14 protein-coding genes are annotated in these 17,122 nt (G+C 73.6%); 5 read left to right on the forward strand and 9 right to left on the reverse strand.

Annotated elements, in window-relative coordinates; all coding sequences use genetic code 11:
• The 5 genes from ACWGKU_RS07525 to ACWGKU_RS07545 all read right to left on the reverse strand — a co-directional run.
• Nucleotides 1–1,070 (reverse strand): peptidoglycan-binding protein (locus tag ACWGKU_RS07525; protein WP_452191381.1); only part of this gene is annotated, 1,070 nt, incomplete at its 3' end.
• Nucleotides 1,071–1,227: 157 nt separating this feature from the next.
• Nucleotides 1,228–2,136 (reverse strand): pyridoxamine 5'-phosphate oxidase family protein, encoded by a 909-nt coding sequence (locus ACWGKU_RS07530; protein ID WP_401050737.1) that lies wholly within the window; start codon nt 2,134–2,136, stop codon nt 1,228–1,230.
• Nucleotides 2,137–2,168: 32 nt separating this feature from the next.
• Nucleotides 2,169–2,639, reverse strand: coding sequence for a VOC family protein (locus tag ACWGKU_RS07535; RefSeq protein ID WP_452178375.1), 471 nt, complete (start codon nt 2,637–2,639; stop codon nt 2,169–2,171).
• Between the two features lie 196 nt (nt 2,640–2,835).
• Nucleotides 2,836–3,843 (reverse strand): XRE family transcriptional regulator, encoded by a 1,008-nt coding sequence (locus ACWGKU_RS07540; RefSeq protein WP_387694032.1) that lies wholly within the window; start codon nt 3,841–3,843, stop codon nt 2,836–2,838.
• A 300-nt stretch (nt 3,844–4,143) separates the two neighbouring features.
• A complete protein-coding gene (locus ACWGKU_RS07545) occupies nt 4,144–6,300 on the reverse strand; it encodes a protease pro-enzyme activation domain-containing protein (RefSeq protein WP_452178376.1) in 2,157 nt (718 codons plus the stop codon).
• Nucleotides 6,301–6,556: 256 nt separating this feature from the next.
• Here ACWGKU_RS07545 and ACWGKU_RS07550 point away from each other — a divergent pair, with 256 nt between their 5' ends.
• Nucleotides 6,557–7,123 carry a CGNR zinc finger domain-containing protein gene (locus ACWGKU_RS07550; RefSeq protein WP_452178377.1) on the forward strand — a complete coding sequence of 189 codons (567 nt, stop codon included), beginning with the start codon at nt 6,557–6,559 and terminating at the stop codon, nt 7,121–7,123.
• A 93-nt stretch (nt 7,124–7,216) separates the two neighbouring features.
• On the opposite strand, the gene ACWGKU_RS07555 is transcribed toward ACWGKU_RS07550, so the two are convergent.
• The 3 genes from ACWGKU_RS07555 to ACWGKU_RS07565 form a co-directional block, all read right to left on the reverse strand.
• Nucleotides 7,217–8,707 (reverse strand): FAD-dependent monooxygenase, encoded by a 1,491-nt coding sequence (locus ACWGKU_RS07555; protein ID WP_401050879.1) that lies wholly within the window; start codon nt 8,705–8,707, stop codon nt 7,217–7,219.
• A 145-nt stretch (nt 8,708–8,852) separates the two neighbouring features.
• A complete protein-coding gene (gene paaN / locus ACWGKU_RS07560) occupies nt 8,853–10,553 on the reverse strand; it encodes a phenylacetic acid degradation protein PaaN (RefSeq protein WP_401050877.1) in 1,701 nt (566 codons plus the stop codon).
• A gap of 160 nt (nt 10,554–10,713) precedes the next feature.
• Complete coding sequence (locus ACWGKU_RS07565) at nt 10,714–11,952, reverse strand: hypothetical protein (RefSeq protein WP_401050875.1); 1,239 nt, start codon at nt 11,950–11,952, stop codon at nt 10,714–10,716.
• A gap of 159 nt (nt 11,953–12,111) precedes the next feature.
• Here ACWGKU_RS07565 and ACWGKU_RS07570 point away from each other — a divergent pair, with 159 nt between their 5' ends.
• Nucleotides 12,112–12,696 carry a TetR/AcrR family transcriptional regulator gene (locus tag ACWGKU_RS07570; RefSeq protein WP_359905207.1) on the forward strand — a complete coding sequence of 195 codons (585 nt, stop codon included), beginning with the start codon at nt 12,112–12,114 and terminating at the stop codon, nt 12,694–12,696.
• 85 nt (nt 12,697–12,781) lie between these two features.
• Here the strand turns inward: ACWGKU_RS07570 and ACWGKU_RS07575 are convergent, their stop codons facing one another.
• Nucleotides 12,782–13,228 (reverse strand): Lrp/AsnC family transcriptional regulator, encoded by a 447-nt coding sequence (locus ACWGKU_RS07575; RefSeq protein ID WP_359905204.1) that lies wholly within the window; start codon nt 13,226–13,228, stop codon nt 12,782–12,784.
• A 164-nt stretch (nt 13,229–13,392) separates the two neighbouring features.
• On the opposite strand from ACWGKU_RS07575, the gene ACWGKU_RS07580 reads away from it, so the two are divergent.
• The 3 genes from ACWGKU_RS07580 to ACWGKU_RS07590 all read left to right on the forward strand — a co-directional run bounded on the left by ACWGKU_RS07580 (nt 13,393) and on the right by ACWGKU_RS07590 (nt 16,948).
• A complete protein-coding gene (locus ACWGKU_RS07580; protein WP_452178378.1) occupies nt 13,393–14,535 on the forward strand; it encodes a thiamine pyrophosphate-dependent dehydrogenase E1 component subunit alpha in 1,143 nt (380 codons plus the stop codon).
• 77 nt (nt 14,536–14,612) lie between these two features.
• Entirely contained in the window at nt 14,613–15,581 is a 969-nt protein-coding gene (locus ACWGKU_RS07585; protein ID WP_380545877.1) for an alpha-ketoacid dehydrogenase subunit beta, read from the forward strand.
• Nucleotides 15,581–16,948, forward strand: a complete 1,368-nt coding sequence (locus ACWGKU_RS07590) for a dihydrolipoamide acetyltransferase family protein (protein WP_452178409.1) — start codon at nt 15,581–15,583, stop codon at nt 16,946–16,948. Before ACWGKU_RS07585 ends, ACWGKU_RS07590 begins: the two co-directional genes overlap by 1 nt.
• Nucleotides 16,949–17,122: the final 174 nt, after the last annotated feature.

Genomic DNA, 17,122 nt, shown 5'->3' on the forward strand with positions numbered 1-17,122 from the left:
GTGCCGCCCCCGCCGCCGATGTCGCGGCCCTTGCCGTTGACCAGGTAGTCCCAGGTGTCCTTGCCGGGGATGCCGTCGGCCTCGTTGCCGCGCCAGCCCTGGGCCTGCTGGAAGGCCTGGGTGGCCCTGCGGTCGGCCTCGCCCCAGCGCGGGCCGGGGCCCTCGGAGTAGAACGCGGCGCCGCCGCGCCGCACCAGCAGTTGGCCGAGCTCGGTGACGTACGCGTTGTTGGCGCCGGGGCCGAACTTGGCGGTGCCGGGGAAGGCGGTCGAGGAGGTGCCGCCGCCGTTGCCGCCGGCGGACAGGCCGGTGTAGCGGTACGGGACGTAGCCGCCGGAGTTGTTCCAGTACGCGTACGGGGTGGAGCGCTTCTTGGTGGCGGGGCCGGTCTGCTCGTAGGCGACGTACGTGGTGCGGGAGGAGTCGGTCCAGCCGCCGAAGATTGTCACGTGCGAGCCGGCCTGGGGGTTGGCCGGGTTGTTGTAGATGAGGACGTCGCCGGGCTGGAGGTCGTTCTTGCCGATCCGCTCGGCGAAGTCGGGCAGTGTCCAGGTGGTCTGACTGCTGCCCAGGCCCCAGGCCATCGAGACGAAGCCGGAGCAGTCCTGGCGGTAGCCGTCCGACCAGTAGCGGCTCATGCTGTACGGCACGCCCTGGTCGACCCAGGTCTGGGCGCGCTGGATGATCTGGGCCCGGGTGAGCGGCGCGGCGGCGGCGCGCGGGGCGGCGAAGGTGCGGGCGCCGGGGGCCTGGCCGTAGAGGCCGCTGACCTCGCCCTGGGGGGTCTGTGACCGGGCGTTGCTGCTGCCGCCCGGGGTGGGGCCGGGCGCGGGGGCCGCGGTGGCGGAGCCGGCGGCGGCCGTTCCGCCGCCTATCGCGGTGCCCACGGCGGCCATCAGGACGGCGGCCCGGCGGCGGACGCTGCGGGCGGCGGCGTGGCCGCCCTCGTGGACCGGCGCGGCGTGCAGCCGTGCGCGTCGGCGGGCGTTGCAGCCCCCGCATATGCAGTCCTCCGCCGGTTCGACGTCGTCGAACTCGATGAGCGGGGACAGGGGGTCGGTCAGGGTCATGCTCCGCCTCTTTCCCGGACTATTCCGCGTGTTATCCGGACCAAAGTCCCAAAGCGGGCGGGATGAGTCACGGTGGGTTAGGCCGAACGGGTGAGACCCGTTCGGCTCCCGGGCGTGGCGTCGATCGGTGGGATGGCCTAGGAGAGGTGAGCCGTGGTCAGCGCGGAATGGCGGCCGAGTACTCGGGGTCGCTCCAGGTCAGGGGGGTGGCGTCGGCCAGTTCGACGACGCCGGTGACGGTCAGTTCGACCATCCGTTCGGCGCCCGGGACGCCCTGCCGGGCCTCCTCGGACCAGTCGGCGCGGGCCTCGCCGGTCACCAGCAGCGCCCCGCCGGTCTCCCAGTCGGGCAGCAGCAGGCCGGCGCGCGGGTCCAGCTCCAGGTTCCCGAGCGTCAGGAACATGCTGTTGCCCGGGTACTCCGGCCAGCGCAGCCGGTCCGGTGCCACCGGTCGCAGGAAGCCGGGGAGGCCACCGCGGTGGGAGGCGTCCACGCTGCCGTCCGGGCCGGTGCTGGCGATGAAGAAGGTGTCCGCGGTGGCCGCCGCCAGGCGCTGCGCGGTGGTCAGCGCCGGACCGGTGGCGACCGTGCGGGGCGGGCCGGCGGCCGGGCGGTCCGTCGGGGTGCGGCGCTGGATGTACTTCGGGCAGTTGGCGACCACCTCCTCGGCGTGCACCAGCAGCCCGCCCCGGCCGTCCGGGACGGAACGCCCGTTGAGCCGCATCCGGCGCCGGCCGGCCGGGTCCAGTGCGATGGTGCCGACCCGGGCCGGGCGGTCCAGCGCCCCGGCCAGCGGGTCGGCCCCGGACGGGAGGGCGGCGACGGCCAGGGTGTGTTCGTCCGGGGCGGAGAGGAAGCCGGCCGGGCCGGCCAGCTGGGTGGCCCAGACCCGGCCGTCCCGGTCGGCGGCGCCGACGACCAGCATCCGGCGCTCGGTCAGGAAGCGGGCGGCGACCGTCGGGACGGTGCGGCGGATCGACCGGCCGGCGTGGTCGGCCCGTCCGGTCCGGTCGGCCCGGGCCTGGACGGTCCGCTCGCCGGGGTGGTACGGCGTGCTGGTGGTCATGGTCGGCTCCCTGGCGGTGGTCGGGACGCGTTCTAGAAGAAGCCGCAGGTCGGGGCGTTGGCAGTGGGGGCTTCGGCCTCGGTCCCGTCCACACCGGTGCGGGTGTAGACCTCCAGCCGGATGCCGTCCGGGTCGGTGAAGAAGATGCCGCCGGAGGCCGAGCCCTCGCTGTGCGGGACGACGCCGTCGTAGGCGAACTCCGCGCCGAGCCCGCGCAGCAGCCGTTCGGTGGCGCGGACCTCGTCGAGGCTCTCGACCTCGAAGGAGAGGTGGTGCAGGCCGGGGCCGGTGGTGGCGAAGGTGCCCGCGCTCTGCTGCCAGAGCGTCACCACCAGGCGGCCGTCGCGGCCGAGCAGGGCGTAGCGGCGTTCGGGGTCGGTGCCTTCGGCGGTGACCTCCAGGCCGAACACGGCGCGGTAGAAGTCGAGCGAGCGGGCCAGGTCGGTGACGTTCAGTCCCACGTGGCCGGTCTGCAGGGTGCGGAGCTGGGTGGTGGCGGACATGCCTGGTCACTCCCGGAGGCTTCGGCGTCCGGCGAGGCTGCCGCCTAACCGGTACTCATGAGAGTAGGAGTTAGATGATGCAGCGTCAACCAGTGAACGGCACTGGAGCGGTTAGGTTTTGCGGGGGGCACGCGAAAGCCCCGCCGGGCCTGACGGTCCCGACGGGGCTCGGAAGGGGGAAGGGCCCGGCCCCTGGCTAGGCCCACTCCCAGCGGATGCCGATGTGGCCCGGCTGCTGGTCCGGGGCCAGGACGTGGGCGCTCGCCGAGGCGCCGATCCACAGCTGTTCGCGGCGGTGGTCGACGTCGGCGCCGGGCTCGCGGTCGTAGCGCTCGCAGTGCGCGGGGACGGCCGCCGGGTCGAAGTGCACCTGGAGCACGTACTCGCGCACCGGGCTGGCGAAGCGGCGGCTGTACTCCATGGTCGGGCCGCCGGGCGGGATCTCCACCTCGTACTCGAAGACCGTGCTGTCGCCGAGGCCGAGCGGGCGGTCCAGCATCAGCTCGGCGACGATCAGCCCGGCCTCGGGGCGGCGGCGCACCCGGCCCAGCCGGCCGTGCCGCACCGAGGTGATCTCCGGGCAGCCGGCCGCCTCCTCGTCGGCCATGTGCACCACCAGGCAGCGGCCGACGCCGCCGACCGTGGCGCGCACCACCTGGCGCATCCGCAGCAGGTTGCCGCGCCGCTCGGCGTCCACGTAGTAGGAGTCGTGGATGCTCAGCCGCTCCAGCTCGCCGGCCGGCGGGGCGTTCAGCTCGGCGAAGATGTTGGCGATCTCCTGCTCGCCCGGCCAGACGTCCTCCAGCCCGAGGTGGCAGGTGTTGGCCGCGGCGGCCCAGCGGCCGCGCGGGCGCGGCGGGCCGAGCAGGGAGGAGAGCGCGCTGTGCGGCAGGCCGAGCAGTTCCTCCAGCAGGTGGACGGCGCGCAGCGAGCTGGCCCGTTCGGGCTGGCTGCGGCCGCGCCGCCAGTAACTCAGGGTCGTGACACTGACCCTGACGCCCCGTCCGGCGAGGGCGGCGCGGATGCGGTCCAGGCTGAGGCCGCTGGCCTCGATGGCCAGGTGCAGGGTGTCCGCGAAGCCGCCGACCGGGGCGAGCCGGCCGGGCGGTGGTGCGGGGGCGCCGGCGGGAGCCGGTCCGGGGCGCTCCGTGTGCGACCCGACCAGCCGCAGTCGCGCGGCGTCCTGTGGTTGCTGTGCGGCCATGCGGTGACCCTCCCCACCAGGTGAGTTCGGCGGGACCGGGCCGGCGCCGGGGCGCGCCGCCAGCGGCTTCACCGAGCTTTGGGGAACCCTATGCACGGTCGAGAGGCTACGTCATCAGTCGTGCGTATGACAGTGGTCACGGCAGGTGGACCGAAGGGTTAGCGATCTTGAAACAGTCCGGAAACACGAGCCGCCGACCTGGGCCCGCACACCGCCGTGGGCGGGCCCGGACGGACACCGCCGGGGCGGGCCCTGACGGCTCCGCCCCGGCGGGGGTTCGGTGGTGCTACCGGTCGGTGATCAGCTCACGTTCAGCGCGACGTCGTCGATCACGAAGCTGGTCTGCTGCGACGAGTCCTCGGTGCCGGTGAACTTGATGGTCACGGTCTGGCCGGCGAAGGAGGTCAGGTCCAGGGTGCGCTGGACGTAGCCCGCGGCGGCGTTCGCGTTGGAGTAGGTCGCCAGCGTGGTGCTGTTGGCCTGGACGGTCAGCTTGTCGTACGCGGTGGTGCCGGTCTCCGCGGTGTCGATGTGCAGCCAGAAGGTCAGCTTGGCGGAGGCGCAGCCGGCCGGGATCGAGACGGTCTGCGACATGGTGTCGGTGTGGGCCGAGCCGTAGCCGTTCATCCAGGCCTTCCAGCTGCCCGAGTGGGCCGCCTGGGAGGAGCTGTTGTCGACCACGCCGCTGGAGGTGGTCCACGGGGAGGCGGTACCGGTCTCGAAGCCGCCGTTGGTGACGAGCTGGGCGGCGGTGCAGCCGCCGGACGGCGGGGTGGTGCCGCCGCCGAGCAGGGCGGTGGTCAGCGCGTCGGCGACCGGGGAGCCCCAGCCGGTGACCTGGTCGTAGCCGGCCTTCGCGGAGAAGTCCTGGTTGGCGCCGGTGGTCACGTCGTGGAAGGTGCTGCCGTAGGCGCTGCTGTTCGCGACCGAGTACAGCCGCGGGCTCGCCTCGCCCAGGACCGGCTGCCCGGCGGTCTTGGCCTTCTGGTTGAACTGGGCCGCGTAGCCGGACCAGAGCGGCGCGGCGGCGCTGGTGCCGCCGTAGACCTGCCAGCCGCCGGCGGTGTAGATCGCGAAGCCGCTGGCCGGGTCGGCGTTGGAGGAGACGTCCGGGACGGTGCGCATGGTGCCGCTGACACCGGTGCCGGTCTGCCAGCTCGGCTTGGCGAACACGGTGGAGACGCCGCCGCCGGCGGTGCTCCAGGCGCTCTCCGAGGAGTAGGCGTTGCCGCTGGAGACCTTGAGGTTGGTGCCGCCGACGCCGGTCTGGTGCGGGCTGGAGGCCGGGAAGTCGACCGCCTTGACGGAGGAGCCGCTGGTGGAGCGGGTGCAGTCGCGGGAGCCGTCGTCGCCGGAGGCGGAGAAGATCGAGATGCCCTGGGCGGCGGCCTGCTTGAAGGCGTTGTCGACCGCGGTCATCGAGGAGGCGGTGGTGTCCGGCTCGCAGGAGCCCCAGGAGATCGAGACCACCGAGACCTTGTTGTCGGTCACGATCTTGTTGGCCATGTCGATCTCGCCCTGGTCGCTGTTGGGCGCCTCGTAGACCAGCTGGGTGGCCTTGGGCGCCGCGCCGCGGACGATCTCGCTGTCCAGCTCGACCTCGCCCTGGCCCTGGCCGGGGGCGGAGTCGTAGTTGGCGCCGTCCACCGAGACGGTGGAGACGGCCGGGCCGGACAGGCCGTACTGGGAGTCGTAGGTGGTCAGGTTCGAGGACTTGTAGCCGTCGAACTCCCACAGCGCGACCGTGGTGCCGGTGCCGTCCGCGCCGGTCTTGTTGAGGTTGTACGCGCCGGTGTACTGGGCCGGGGCCATGCCGCTCGGGGTGGCGCTCGCCGCGTTCGGGGTGACCGCGTTCGGCGTGGCGATGCGGTTCTTGCGCACCGCGTGGTTGTCCAGGCCGCTGATGCCCTGGACCACGGCGGCCAGGTCGGAGGGGATCGAGGCCGCGGCGTCGTTGGCGAAGAAGGCGCGCTGCAGCTGCGGGTCCAGGTACGAGCTCTCGTGGGTGCCGAAGGCCTGGGAGACCTGGGCGGCGGTGCCGTGGGCGTTGACCACCTGGCGGTTGGCGCTCACGTCGCCGACGGTCAGGCCCTGCTGTGCCAGGTACGTCCTGACCTGGTCGACGGCGGCCTGGGTCGGGCCGAACCGCGCGGTGAACTGCTCCGGCGTCAGGTAGTGGCCGTACTCCGGGGTGCCCGGGGTGGCGACGGCGGCGAGGAAGCGGTCCAGGGCGTCCGTGTCGCGCAGCTTCAGGCTGACGGACACCGCGATCTGCTGCGCGGCCGGAACGTCACCCTTCTTCTCCGAGTGGGCCACCGCGGGGTTCACGGTGTTCGGCAGGGCGACGCGCGGGGTGGCGTTGGGCGTGGCGGCCTGCGCGGTGGAGACACCGAGCGAGACGGCGGTCAGCGGCAGCACGGCTATCGCCGCGGCGAGGGCAAGGGAGCGGGGACGCAACGGATCCTCCTCTGGCCGGCTGTGGGGGCCGGCCCGGGGCCAGGCGTTCAGGGGGTCGAGAACGCTGGCTCGAACATGACAGAACCCGTGTGCGAATTGGCTCATGGCCGGGCAATTCGTTGCTAAAAAACAGTCAACTGTGGAGAGTGGGAAACTCGGCGGTTCCATACAGTGAATGGCCGGGATTCCGGGGCCGGTCCGGCCCGGTTCGGCCGAGGGGGGCGGACGTAGAATCGGACCGAGCCGAGGGAGAGCCATGACCGATGCGCAGCCCGACCCGAGGGACCCGCGACCGCTGATCGGCGAGCCGCTCGCGCTCGACCTGCTCAACACCCGCTGGGCCGGAACGCCCGTCAACGACCTGCTCACCGATGTCGAGGGGTACGCGATCTGGCTCTCCTCCGCCGGGCTGGGCGGACGCTGCGCGGCGGACGAGGAGGGCCTGGCGGCGATCCGGCAGACCCGCGAGGCGATCCTGTCGGCCGCCCGGGACGTCCGCGAGCACGGCGAGTTGGGCGCCGCGGCGCGGGACGGACTGGACGCGGTGCTGGCGCGCGGCCGGATCCGGCGCACGGCGGCACCGGGCGGGGCCGAGGACCGGATCGAGGCCGACGGTTCGCAGTGGCTGGCGCCCTGGCTGGCGGCGGACGGCTTCCTCGCGCTGCTCGGCGAGGGGGCCCACCGGGTCAGGCAGTGCGCGCACGAGGCGTGCATCCTGCACTTCTTCGACGCCTCGCAGAACGGCCGCCGGCGGTGGTGCCGGATGGCGGTGTGCGGGAACCGGGCGAAGGCGGCGCGGCACTATGTGAAGGCCCGGGGCTGACCGGCGGGCTGACGGGCTGACCGGCGGGCCGGCGGGCGGGCCGGAGCAGTGCGGGCGGGCCCGCGGCTCATCGCGCGCCCGCCCGCAGGACGGTCAGGCCGGAGTGCCCAGCCAGTCGGTGAGGGCGGCGCGGAGCTCGCCCTGGCCGGGGTCGACGGCGCCCCAGGCGACGTAGCCGTCCGGGCGGATCAGCAGGACGGTGTCGCGCAGCTTGCCGTGCGGGTCGGCGGGGGCGGCGCAGACCACGCGGTCGGTCCAGGGCTCGGCGGCGGCCAGCTCGTCATTGCTGACCAGGACGAACTTCCCGGCGCGCAGCGCCTCGTAGAGCCGCTCCGGGGCGGCGGGGGCGCCCTCGACGGGCTTGCTCAGGGCGGTCAGCCGCAGGTCCGGGACGCGCTTGCCGACCTGCGGGTGGGCGTCCTTGGGGGCGGGGTAGGAGATGCCGATGCCGGAGACCAGCCTGGCGCCGCGCTCGGTGACCGGGTCGAGGTGGCCGCCCAGCGCGGTCAGCGCCCCGCGCAGGGCGCGGGTGGGGGCGGACTCGGCGAGCGCCAGCCGGATCAGCGCGCCGGAGGTGCGCAGCACCGTCCGGCCGACCGGGTGCCGCTCGGTCTGGTAGGTGTCCAGCAGGGCGTCGGTGGCGTGGCCCCGGAGCGCGGCGGCGAGCTTCCAGGACAGGTTGGCGGCGTCCTGGAGGCCGGTGTTCATGCCCTGGCCGCCGGCCGGGGAGTGGCAGTGCGCGGCGTCGCCGGCCAGGAAGACCCGGCCGGAGCGGTAGTTGGGGGCCTGTCGCTCGTCGCTGTGGAAGGTGGAGCTCCAGCGCACCTCGTGCAGGCCGTAGTCCTCGCCGAGGATGGCCCGGGTGAGGTCGGTGAGCTGCTCGGTGGTGGGGGTGGTGCCGTCCGGGTACCGCTCCTCGCGGTCCCAGGCGATGATCCGGAACCAGCCGTCGCCGAACGGGGCGATGAAGGCGAAGCCGGCCTGGTTGGCGCCGACGGTGATCGCCTGGGCGGGCTCGCGGTCCAGCCGGACGTCGGCCAGCACCACCGAGTCGACCACGGACTCCCCGGGGAACGGGATGCCCAGCAGGTCGCGGACGGTGGAGTGGGCGCCGTCGGTGGCGACCGCGTACGCGGCGCGGTGGCTGTGCCCGTCCCGGGTCTCCAGCGTCACGCCCTCGGCGTCCTGGTGCAGCCCGGTGACCTCGGCGCCGCGCAGCACGGTCGCGCCGGCGTGCTCCGCGCGCTCCAGCAGCACCCGCTCGACGTGGTACTGCGGGGTGATCAGGACGAACGGGAAGCGGGTGGGCAGCGAGCCGAGGTCGATGCCGAAGCGGTCGAACATCCTCAGTTCGGCGAGCGGACGGCCGGTGGCGATCAGCTCCTCGGCCAGGCCCCGGGCGTCCAGCAGCTCCAGGCTGCGGGCGTGCACGGCGAAGGCCCGGGTGAGGTTGGACTCGGCGGCCCGCTTCTCCAGCACCGTGACGCCGACCCCGGCGGCGGCGAGGTCGCCGGCCAGCAGCAGTCCGGTCGGTCCGGCGCCGACGATCAGGACGTCGGTTTCGGTCGTCGGCTTCACGGCCATGTATTCAGCTCCCGTTCCTCGGAGGGCGGTCGGACGCCGTTCCCGGCGTTCTCCCAGCCTCCATCATCGCGGGCGCCGTCGGGGCTGTGAACCGCCGGGTCCCGGCGGTGGGTGACCGCCGGGATCCGGGTACTCGTCGAACGGCTCAGGCGTGCCGGCGGATCTCCACCGTGCGGAACCGGTTGGCGACGAACGCGCCGTCGCAGTAGGCCGCGTTGGCGGCCGGGTTGGCGCCGGTGCCGTGCAGGTCGGAGAAGGCGGCGGTCTGGTTGGGGTAGACCCCGCCGGTGAGGTTGAGCGAGAGCGAGACGCCGGAGTCCAGCGCGGCCTCGACCAGCAGCGCCTCCACCGCGGGCGAGGTGGTGTAGCCGGAGGCGGTCATGGCGCCCTTCTCGCGGACCGTGGTGCGCAGCAACTCGACGGCGGCGGCGGTGGATTCGACGGCGACGGCGAAGGAGACCGGGCCGAAGCACTCGCTGCGGAAGACCGCGCGGTCGTCCGGCTTGTCGGCGTCCAGCTTGACCAGCGCGGGGGTGCGGACGGTCGCGCCGGGGAAGTCCGGCGAGGTCACCGCGCGCGGGGCGAGGGCGAGTTCGCCGTACTCGCCGCCGGCCGCGGCGGCCGAGCGCTGGAGCACCCCGGGGTTGACCACGGCGCCGAGGATCGCCGCGGCGCGGGCGTCGTCGGACAGCAGGCCCTCGATGGCGCCGGCCAGGTCGGAGACCACCTGGTCGTAGGACTTGTCGCCCTGGTCGGTGGCGATGCCGCCGCGCGGGATCAGCACGTTCTGCGGGGTGGTGCACATCTGGCCGCTGTAGAGCGAGAGCGCGAAGGCCAGGTTGCCCAGCATGCCCTTGTAGTCGTCGGTGGAGTCGATCACCACCGCGTTGACGCCGGCCTTCTCGGTGTACACCTGCGCCTGCTTGGCGTGCTCCTCCAGCCAGTCGCCGAAGGCGGTGGAGCCGGTGTAGTCGATCAGCTTGATCGCCGGGTGGACGGCGAGCGCCTGGGCGACGGTGCCGCCCTCGTGCTCGGCGGCCAGGCAGACCAGATCGGCGTCGAAGCCGGCCTCGGCGAGCACCTCGCGGGCGATCCGCACGGTCAGCGCGAGCGGCAGCACGGCCCGCGGGTGCGGCTTGACCAGCACCGGGTTGCCGGTGGCCAGCGAGGCGAACAGGCCCGGGTAGCCGTTCCAGGTGGGGAAGGTGTTGCAGCCGATCAGCAGCGCGAGGCCGCGTGGGACGACGGTGAACTCCTTGGTCATCACCAGCGGGTCGCGCTTGCCCTGCGGCTTGGTCCAGGCGGCCTGCCGGGGCAGCCGGGTCTGCTCGGCGTAGGCGTAGGCGACGGCCTCCAGGCCGCGGTCCTGGGCGTGCGGGCCGCCGGCCTGGAAGGCCATGCCGTAGGCCTGGCCGGTGGTGTGCATGACGGCCTGGGCGAACTCGTGGGAGCGGGCGTTGATCCGGTGCAGGATCTCCAGGCAGACGGCGGCGCGTTCCAGCGGGGTCGCGGCGGCCCAGCCGGGGCGGGCGGCGGTGAGCGCGGCGATCAGCGCGTCCGGGGCGGCGTGCGGGTAGGTGATGCCCAGCTCGACGCCGTACGGGGAGGCCTCGCCGCCGACCTGGTCGCCGTCGGTGGGGTGGCCGTCGAGGGCGAAGGGCTTGCCGAGCAGGGCGTCGAAGGCGGCCTTGCCGTCCGCCGGGCCGCTCTCGCCGTAGGCCTTCGGGAACTCGGGGTAGGGCGACCAGTAGTCGCGCTCGGTGGCGGCGGTGAGCGCGGCGTCCAGGGTGGCCTGGTGGCGCTCGACCAGCTCGCTGACGAGGGGGTGGGTGACCGCTGCGGACATCTGTGCGCTCCTCGGAGGGCCTCGAAAAGCAGGACGGGACACGTCACAGAGTAACCGAACGATCGGTCGGCTCAAGGGGGTGCAGCGGGGGAATCCGGCGGGAACGCACAGGGGGCGCGTCCATGGCGGACGCGCCCCCGTGGGCTCGGGTGATCCGGGTCTACGGCACGCCGAGCTCGAAGATGATGTACCCGGCGTACCAGCCGGAGGCGACCGCCCCGGTCCCCAGGACGGTGGCCAGCACCGGCAGGCTCAGCTTGCGCATCGCCACCGCCAGCGCGATGAACAGCGGGAACACGGGCATCAGGTAGCGCGAGACGTTGCCGAAGATGCCGAGGCTGCCGAGCACCGAGACGATCGTGGCCAGCGTGTAGGCGGTCAGCACCAGCGGCGGGCGCAGCCGGACCAGCAGCACGATCAGCACCGGCAGGCTGAACACGATCAGGGTGGCGAGGAGGTCCGGCACCGGGAAGCCGTAGGGGTAGTCGCTGCGGCCCAGCATCACCCCGCGGATCGCGTGCCAGGTGCCCTGGCCCCAGTCGAAGTAGTGCATCCAGGCGTCCTGCTGGATCCGGAAGTAGCCGCCCCACTCGCCCGTCCGCCAGCCCACCCAGCCGACGTAGCCGAGCAGGCCGACCGGGGCCAGCACCATCGCGGTCAGCGGGCGCAGGACGCCGCTCTCCCGGCGGTACAGCTCGACGATCGCGGCCAGGCCGACGGCGCCGATCAGGGCCGCGGAGGTGGGTCGGTTGAGCCCGGCGACCAGGGTGATCACCCCGGCCGCGATCCACTGCTTGGTCATCACGCAGTAGCAGGCCCAGGCGGCCAGCGCGACGAACAGCGAGTCCGAGTAGACGGCCCACTCGGCTCCCGAGCCCGGGACGATCGCCCAGATGCCGGCCGCGATCACGCCCGAGCGCGCGTCCGAGGTGAGCTTCTCCACGACGGCGTAGATGCCGGCCGCGGCGAACAGCGAGGACACCACCGAGACCAGCATTCCGGCGCCGTACAGGCCGAGGCCGGTGGCCTCCGAGACCATCCGCATCAGGCCCGGGTAGAGCGGGAAGAAGGCGGCCGAGTTCTGCTCGATGGTGTAGCCGATCGGACCGTTGGGGATCGGTACGAGCGCCGGGTGGTAGCCGAACTGCGCCACCTGCTGGTACCACCAGCCGTCCCAGGTGGCCAGCACGTCCCAGGGGTTGGCGCCGCCGCCGAACCGGGCCGGCTTCTTGGCGTAGTCACCGGCGAAGGAGAGCAGCTTCATGAAGACGGTGAAGCCGATCAGCTTCAGCACCGCGTAGCACCAGACGGCCGGTCCGTAGCGGACCACCAGGTCGCGACCGCGTTCCTGCCAGGTGCGCCCGGTGTCCGCCGGCTCCTCGCTGCGCTGCTCTGGCATGTCGGAGGCGACTGCCGGTATTGCGTTCATCAGCCGTGGACCCCAGTGCTCTGGACGTGGACGGATCGTCCGGAGATTCTAGGGCCTGCCTTTCCGGGCCGGTGTGGACCAGTCGGACCCGATCGCGTAACGCGGGGGGCGGCCGGGGATACTCGGAGGATGGCCGATCACACCACGCGCACCGCCTACACCGTGGAGTCACTGCTCGCGGTGACCGTCGACGTGTTCAACGAGCGCGGCTACGACGGCACCTCCATGGAGGACCTGTCCCGGGCGGCCGGGATCTCCAAGTCCTCCATCTACCACCACGTGCGCGGCAAGGAGGAACTGCTGCGACTGGCGGTCGGGCGGGCGCTGGACGGGCTGTTCGCGATCCTGGTCGAGCCGGCCGCGGTCCGGGGCCCGGCGGTGGAGCGGCTGGAGCACGTGGTGCGGCGCACCGCCGAGGTGCTGCTGGAGGAACTGCCGTACGTGACGCTGCTGCTGCGGGTGCGCGGCAACACGGCCACCGAGCAGTGGGCGCTGGAGCGCCGGCGGGACTTCGACCACCAGGTGGCCGAGCTGCTGCGGGCGGCGGTCGCGGACGGCGCGCTGCGCGCGGACGTGGAGCCCAGGCTGGCCACCCGGCTGCTGTTCGGGATGATCAACTCGATCGTGGAGTGGTACCGGCCGGGGCTCAAGGCCGCCGACGGGGTCGCGGACGCGGTGGTCCACCTGGCCTTCGACGGGCTGCGGGCGCGCTGACCGGCCCGGCCCGCCGCGGCGGGCCGACAGGTGGGCCGATCGGTGGGACCGGCGGGCCGGCCGGTCGGATCGGCGGCCCGACCGGTCAGATCGGCGGCACCTGGTCGGTCTCCTCGAAGACCAGCATGGTCCGGGTGCCGAGCACCTGGGGAATGGACTGGATGCTGCCCAGCACCAGCTCCCGCAGGGCCTGGTTGTCGGCGGTGTGCACCAGCAGCAGGACGTCGAAGTCCCCGCCGACCAGCGCGATGTGCGCCACCCCGGGCAGCTCCAGCAGCCGTTCGCGCACCGTCCGCCAGGAGTTCTGGACGATTTTCAGGGTGACGTACGCGGACGCGGTCTGACCTGCCCGTTCGTGGTCCACCCTGGCAGTGAAGCCGCGGATGATGCCGTCCTCGACCATTCTGGAGATCCGGGCGTACGCGTTGGCCCGGGACACGTGCACCCGCTCGGCCACCGAGCGGATGGAGGCGCGACCGTCCTGCTGCAGCAGCCGAAGGATCGACCGGTCGACCTGATCGAGTCTGGACATCTGTTCAGCAGACATGACCCCCCACCCCCACCGATTGGACACACTGCCACCAGTCGACCGCCGAACAGGCCGAATGTCCACCACCTTGTCACGCTTCTGGTCAAGATGAACAGACGACCGAACAATCGGTAGGGAGCCCCCGCCACCCCTGGAGGTGCCCCGAGATGACCGTTCTCGACCACAGACACCACACGAGCGTGCCCGGCTGGCTGCCCGGGGCCACCGCTCCGCGCACCGACCCGGCGCCCCTCCTCCCGGACCCGTCCCCCGTCCGGGCGCTCGGCACCCCGGCCCTGGAGAAGTACGACCCGGCCCTGCTGCGCGAGCTCTACCGCCGGCTGGTCGTCGGCCGCCGCTACAACCAGCAGGCCACCACCCTGACCAAGCAGGGCAGGCTCGCCGTCTACCCGGCGTCCACCGGCCAGGAGGCCTGCCAGGTCGCCGCCGCGCTGGTGCTCGGCGAGCACGACTGGCTCTTCCCCAGCTACCGCGACACCCTCGCGGTGGTCTCCCGGGGCGTCGACCCGCTGGAGGCGCTGACCCTGCTGCGCGGCAACGCCCACACCGGCTACGACCCGCGGGCCAGCCGCACCGCCCCGCTCTGCACCCCGCTCGCCACCCAGGCCCCGCACGCCGTCGGGCTGGCGCACGCCGCCCGGCTGCGCGGCGAGCCGGTGGTCGCGCTGGCGATGCTCGGCGACGGCGGCACCAGCGAGGGCGACTTCCACGAGGCGCTGAACTTCGCGGCCGTGCTCGGCGCCCCGGTGGTCTTCCTGGTGCAGAACAACGGCTACGCGATCTCCGTCCCGCTCAGCGCCCAGTCCGCCGCACCGAGCCTGGCCCACAAGGCCGTCGGCTACGGCATGGCGGGCCGGCTGGTGGACGGCAACGACGCGCCCGCCGTGCACTCGGTGCTGACCGAGGCGGTCGAGCGGGCCCGGGCCGGCGGCGGCCCGACCCTGGTCGAGGCGCTGACCTACCGGATCGACGCCCACACCAACGCCGACGACGCCACCCGCTACCGCACCGAGCCCGAGGTGGCCGCCTGGCGCGAGCACGACCCGATCCTGTTGATGGAGCGCGCGCTGCGCGGGCTCGGCGTGCTGGACGACCGGCTGGTGCGGGAGGCGGCCGACGAGGCCGAGGCGCTGGCGGCCCGGATGCGGGCCGAGTTCCACACCGACCCGGCCCTGGACCCGATGGCGCTGTTCGCCCACGTCTTCGCCGAACCGACGCCGCAACTGCGGGAGCAGGCAGCCCAGTTGGCCGAAGAACTGGCCGCCGAGGCGGAGGTGGCGGACCGGTGAGCACCTCCCACCCGTCGCCCGCGCCCACCCTCGGCAGGGCCGCCGCGCGGCGCCCCTCCGACGTCCGCCCGTCGAGCATGGCCCAGGCGCTCAACTCCGCGCTGCGGGACGCCATGCGCGAGGACCCGGCGGTGCACGTGCTCGGCGAGGACGTCGGCGCGCTCGGCGGTGTCTTCCGGATCACCGACGGGCTCACCGCCGAGTTCGGCCCGGAGCGCTGCCTGGACACCCCGCTGGCCGAGGCCGGCATCCTCGGCACCGCGATCGGCATGGCGATGTACGGGCTGCGCCCGGTCGTCGAGATGCAGTTCGACGCCTTCGCCTACCCGGCGCTGGAGCAGCTGTTCTCGCACGTCGCCAAGATGCGCAACCGCACGGCCGGCAGGCTGCCGCTGCCGATCACCGTCCGCATCCCGTACGGCGGCGGCATCGGCGGCGTCGAGCACCACAGCGACGCCTCCGAGGCGTACTACACCAGCACCCCCGGCCTGCACGTGGTCACGCCGGGGACGGTGGCCGACGCGTACGGGCTGCTGCGCGCCTCGATCGCCTCCGACGACCCGGTGGTCTTCCTGGAGCCCAAGCGGCTCTACTGGGGCAGGGCCGACTTCGACCCGGCGACGCCGGTCGAACCGATCGGCCGGGCGGTGCTGCGGCGCACCGGCACCTCCGCCGTGCTGATCACCTACGGCCCCTCGCTGCCGGTCTGCCTGGAGGCGGCCGAGACGGCGAAGGCCGAGGGCTGGGACCTCGCGGTGCTGGACCTGCGCACCCTGGTGCCCTTCGACGACGAGACGGTCTGCCGGGTGGTGCGCTCGCTCGGCCGGGCCGTGGTGGTGCACGAGGCGAGCGGCTTCGGCGGCACCGGCGCGGAGATCGCCGCCCGGGTCACCGAGCGCTGCTTCCACCACCTGGCCGCGCCCGTGCTGCGGGTCACCGGCTTCGACATCCCGTACCCGCCGCCGATGCTGGAGCACCACCACCTGCCCGGGGTGGACCGGATCCTGGACGCGGTCGCCCGGCTCCAGTGGGAGGACCGAGGATGATGCCCGTCGTGCGCGAGTTCCGGCTGCCCGACCTCGGTGAGGGTCTCACCGGGGCGGAGGTGGTGCGCTGGATGGTCGAGGTCGGCGAGGTGATCGCCGTCGACCAGCCGGTGGTGGAGGTGGAGACCGCCAAGGCCGTGGTGGAGGTGCCCTGTCCGTACGGCGGGGTGGTCACCGCGCGGTACGGCGAGGTGGGCGAGGAGATCGCCGTGGGTGCGCCGCTGGTGACGGTCGCGGTGGGGCCGTCGTCGGGGAGCGGTCCGCAGGCTCCGGACGAGCCGGGCGTCGTCGCCGCTCCCGCGGCCTCCGAGGTGGAGCGGCCGCTGGTCGGGTTCGGCGTCGCCGAGCCGGGCCGGGGCGGGCGCCGGCGCCGGGTCGGGGGGCCGGCCGCGGTGCCGGCCCCGGTCGTGTCCGGTGGCGGTGCCGCTGCTGGTGCTTCGGCCGGTACTGCGGTGGGTGCGGTGGCCGGTGCGGTGGCCGTGCGGGCTCCGGCGGTGCCGACCGGGCCCGCGGTGGTGCCGGTGATCTCGCCGCTGGTGCGGCGGCTGGCCCGGGAGCAGGGGGTCGACCTGACCGCGCTCGCCGGGAGCGGGCCGGACGGACTGATCATGCGTGCGGACGTCGAACGGGCGGTCGCGGCCAGGGTGGCCGCTCCGGCGCCCGCCGGACCGGCCGTGCGGGACGGTGTGGTCCCGCTGCGCGGACTGCGCAAGGCGGTGGCCGAGAAGCTGAGCCGCAGCCACCGGGAGATCCCGGCGGCGACCTGCTGGGTGGATGCGGATGCCACCGAACTCATGGCGCTGCGAAGGCAGTTGAACGCCACGCCGGGGCCGAAGGTGAGCGTGCTGGCGCTGCTGGCGCGGATCTGCACCGTCGCGCTGGCGCGCTTCCCGGAGCTCAACTCCTCCGTGACCGAGGACGGTTCGGGCATCGTCCGGCATTCGGCGGTGCACCTGGGCTTCGCCGCGCAGGGCGAGCGCGGGCTGGTCGTCCCGGTGGTCCGGGACGCGCAGAACCGCAGCACCGAACAACTCGGCGAGGAGCTGGCCCGGTTGACCGGGGCGGCGCGCGGCGGCGCGCTCACCCCGGCCGAACTGACCGGCGGCACCTTCACGTTGAACAACTACGGGGTGTTCGGCGTGGACGGCTCCACCCCGATCCTCAACCACCCGGAGGCGGCGATGCTCGGGGTCGGCCGGATCGTGGCCAAACCCTGGGTCCATCAGGGGGAGTTGGCGGTGCGCGAGGTGACCCAGCTGTCGTTCACCTTCGACCACCGGGTCTGCGACGGCGGGACGGCGGGCGGCTTCCTGCGGTTCGTCGCCGACTGCGTGGAGCAGCCGGGGATGCTGCTGCGACAGCTCTGATCCCGGCCGCCGAAACGGACAGGCGCGGTCGCCCTGGGTGCACGGAGGGGCACCCAGGGCGACCGCGGACCGGGGAGAGTAGCGCGTCCCCGGCCCGGATGTCCGGGCTTCGCGCGATTCGTCGGAGGAGCGCTCCGGCCGTGCCACGCTGCCCTGGCGCCAGTAGGGACAAGC

The organism is Kitasatospora sp. NPDC054768 (assembly GCF_053612025.1).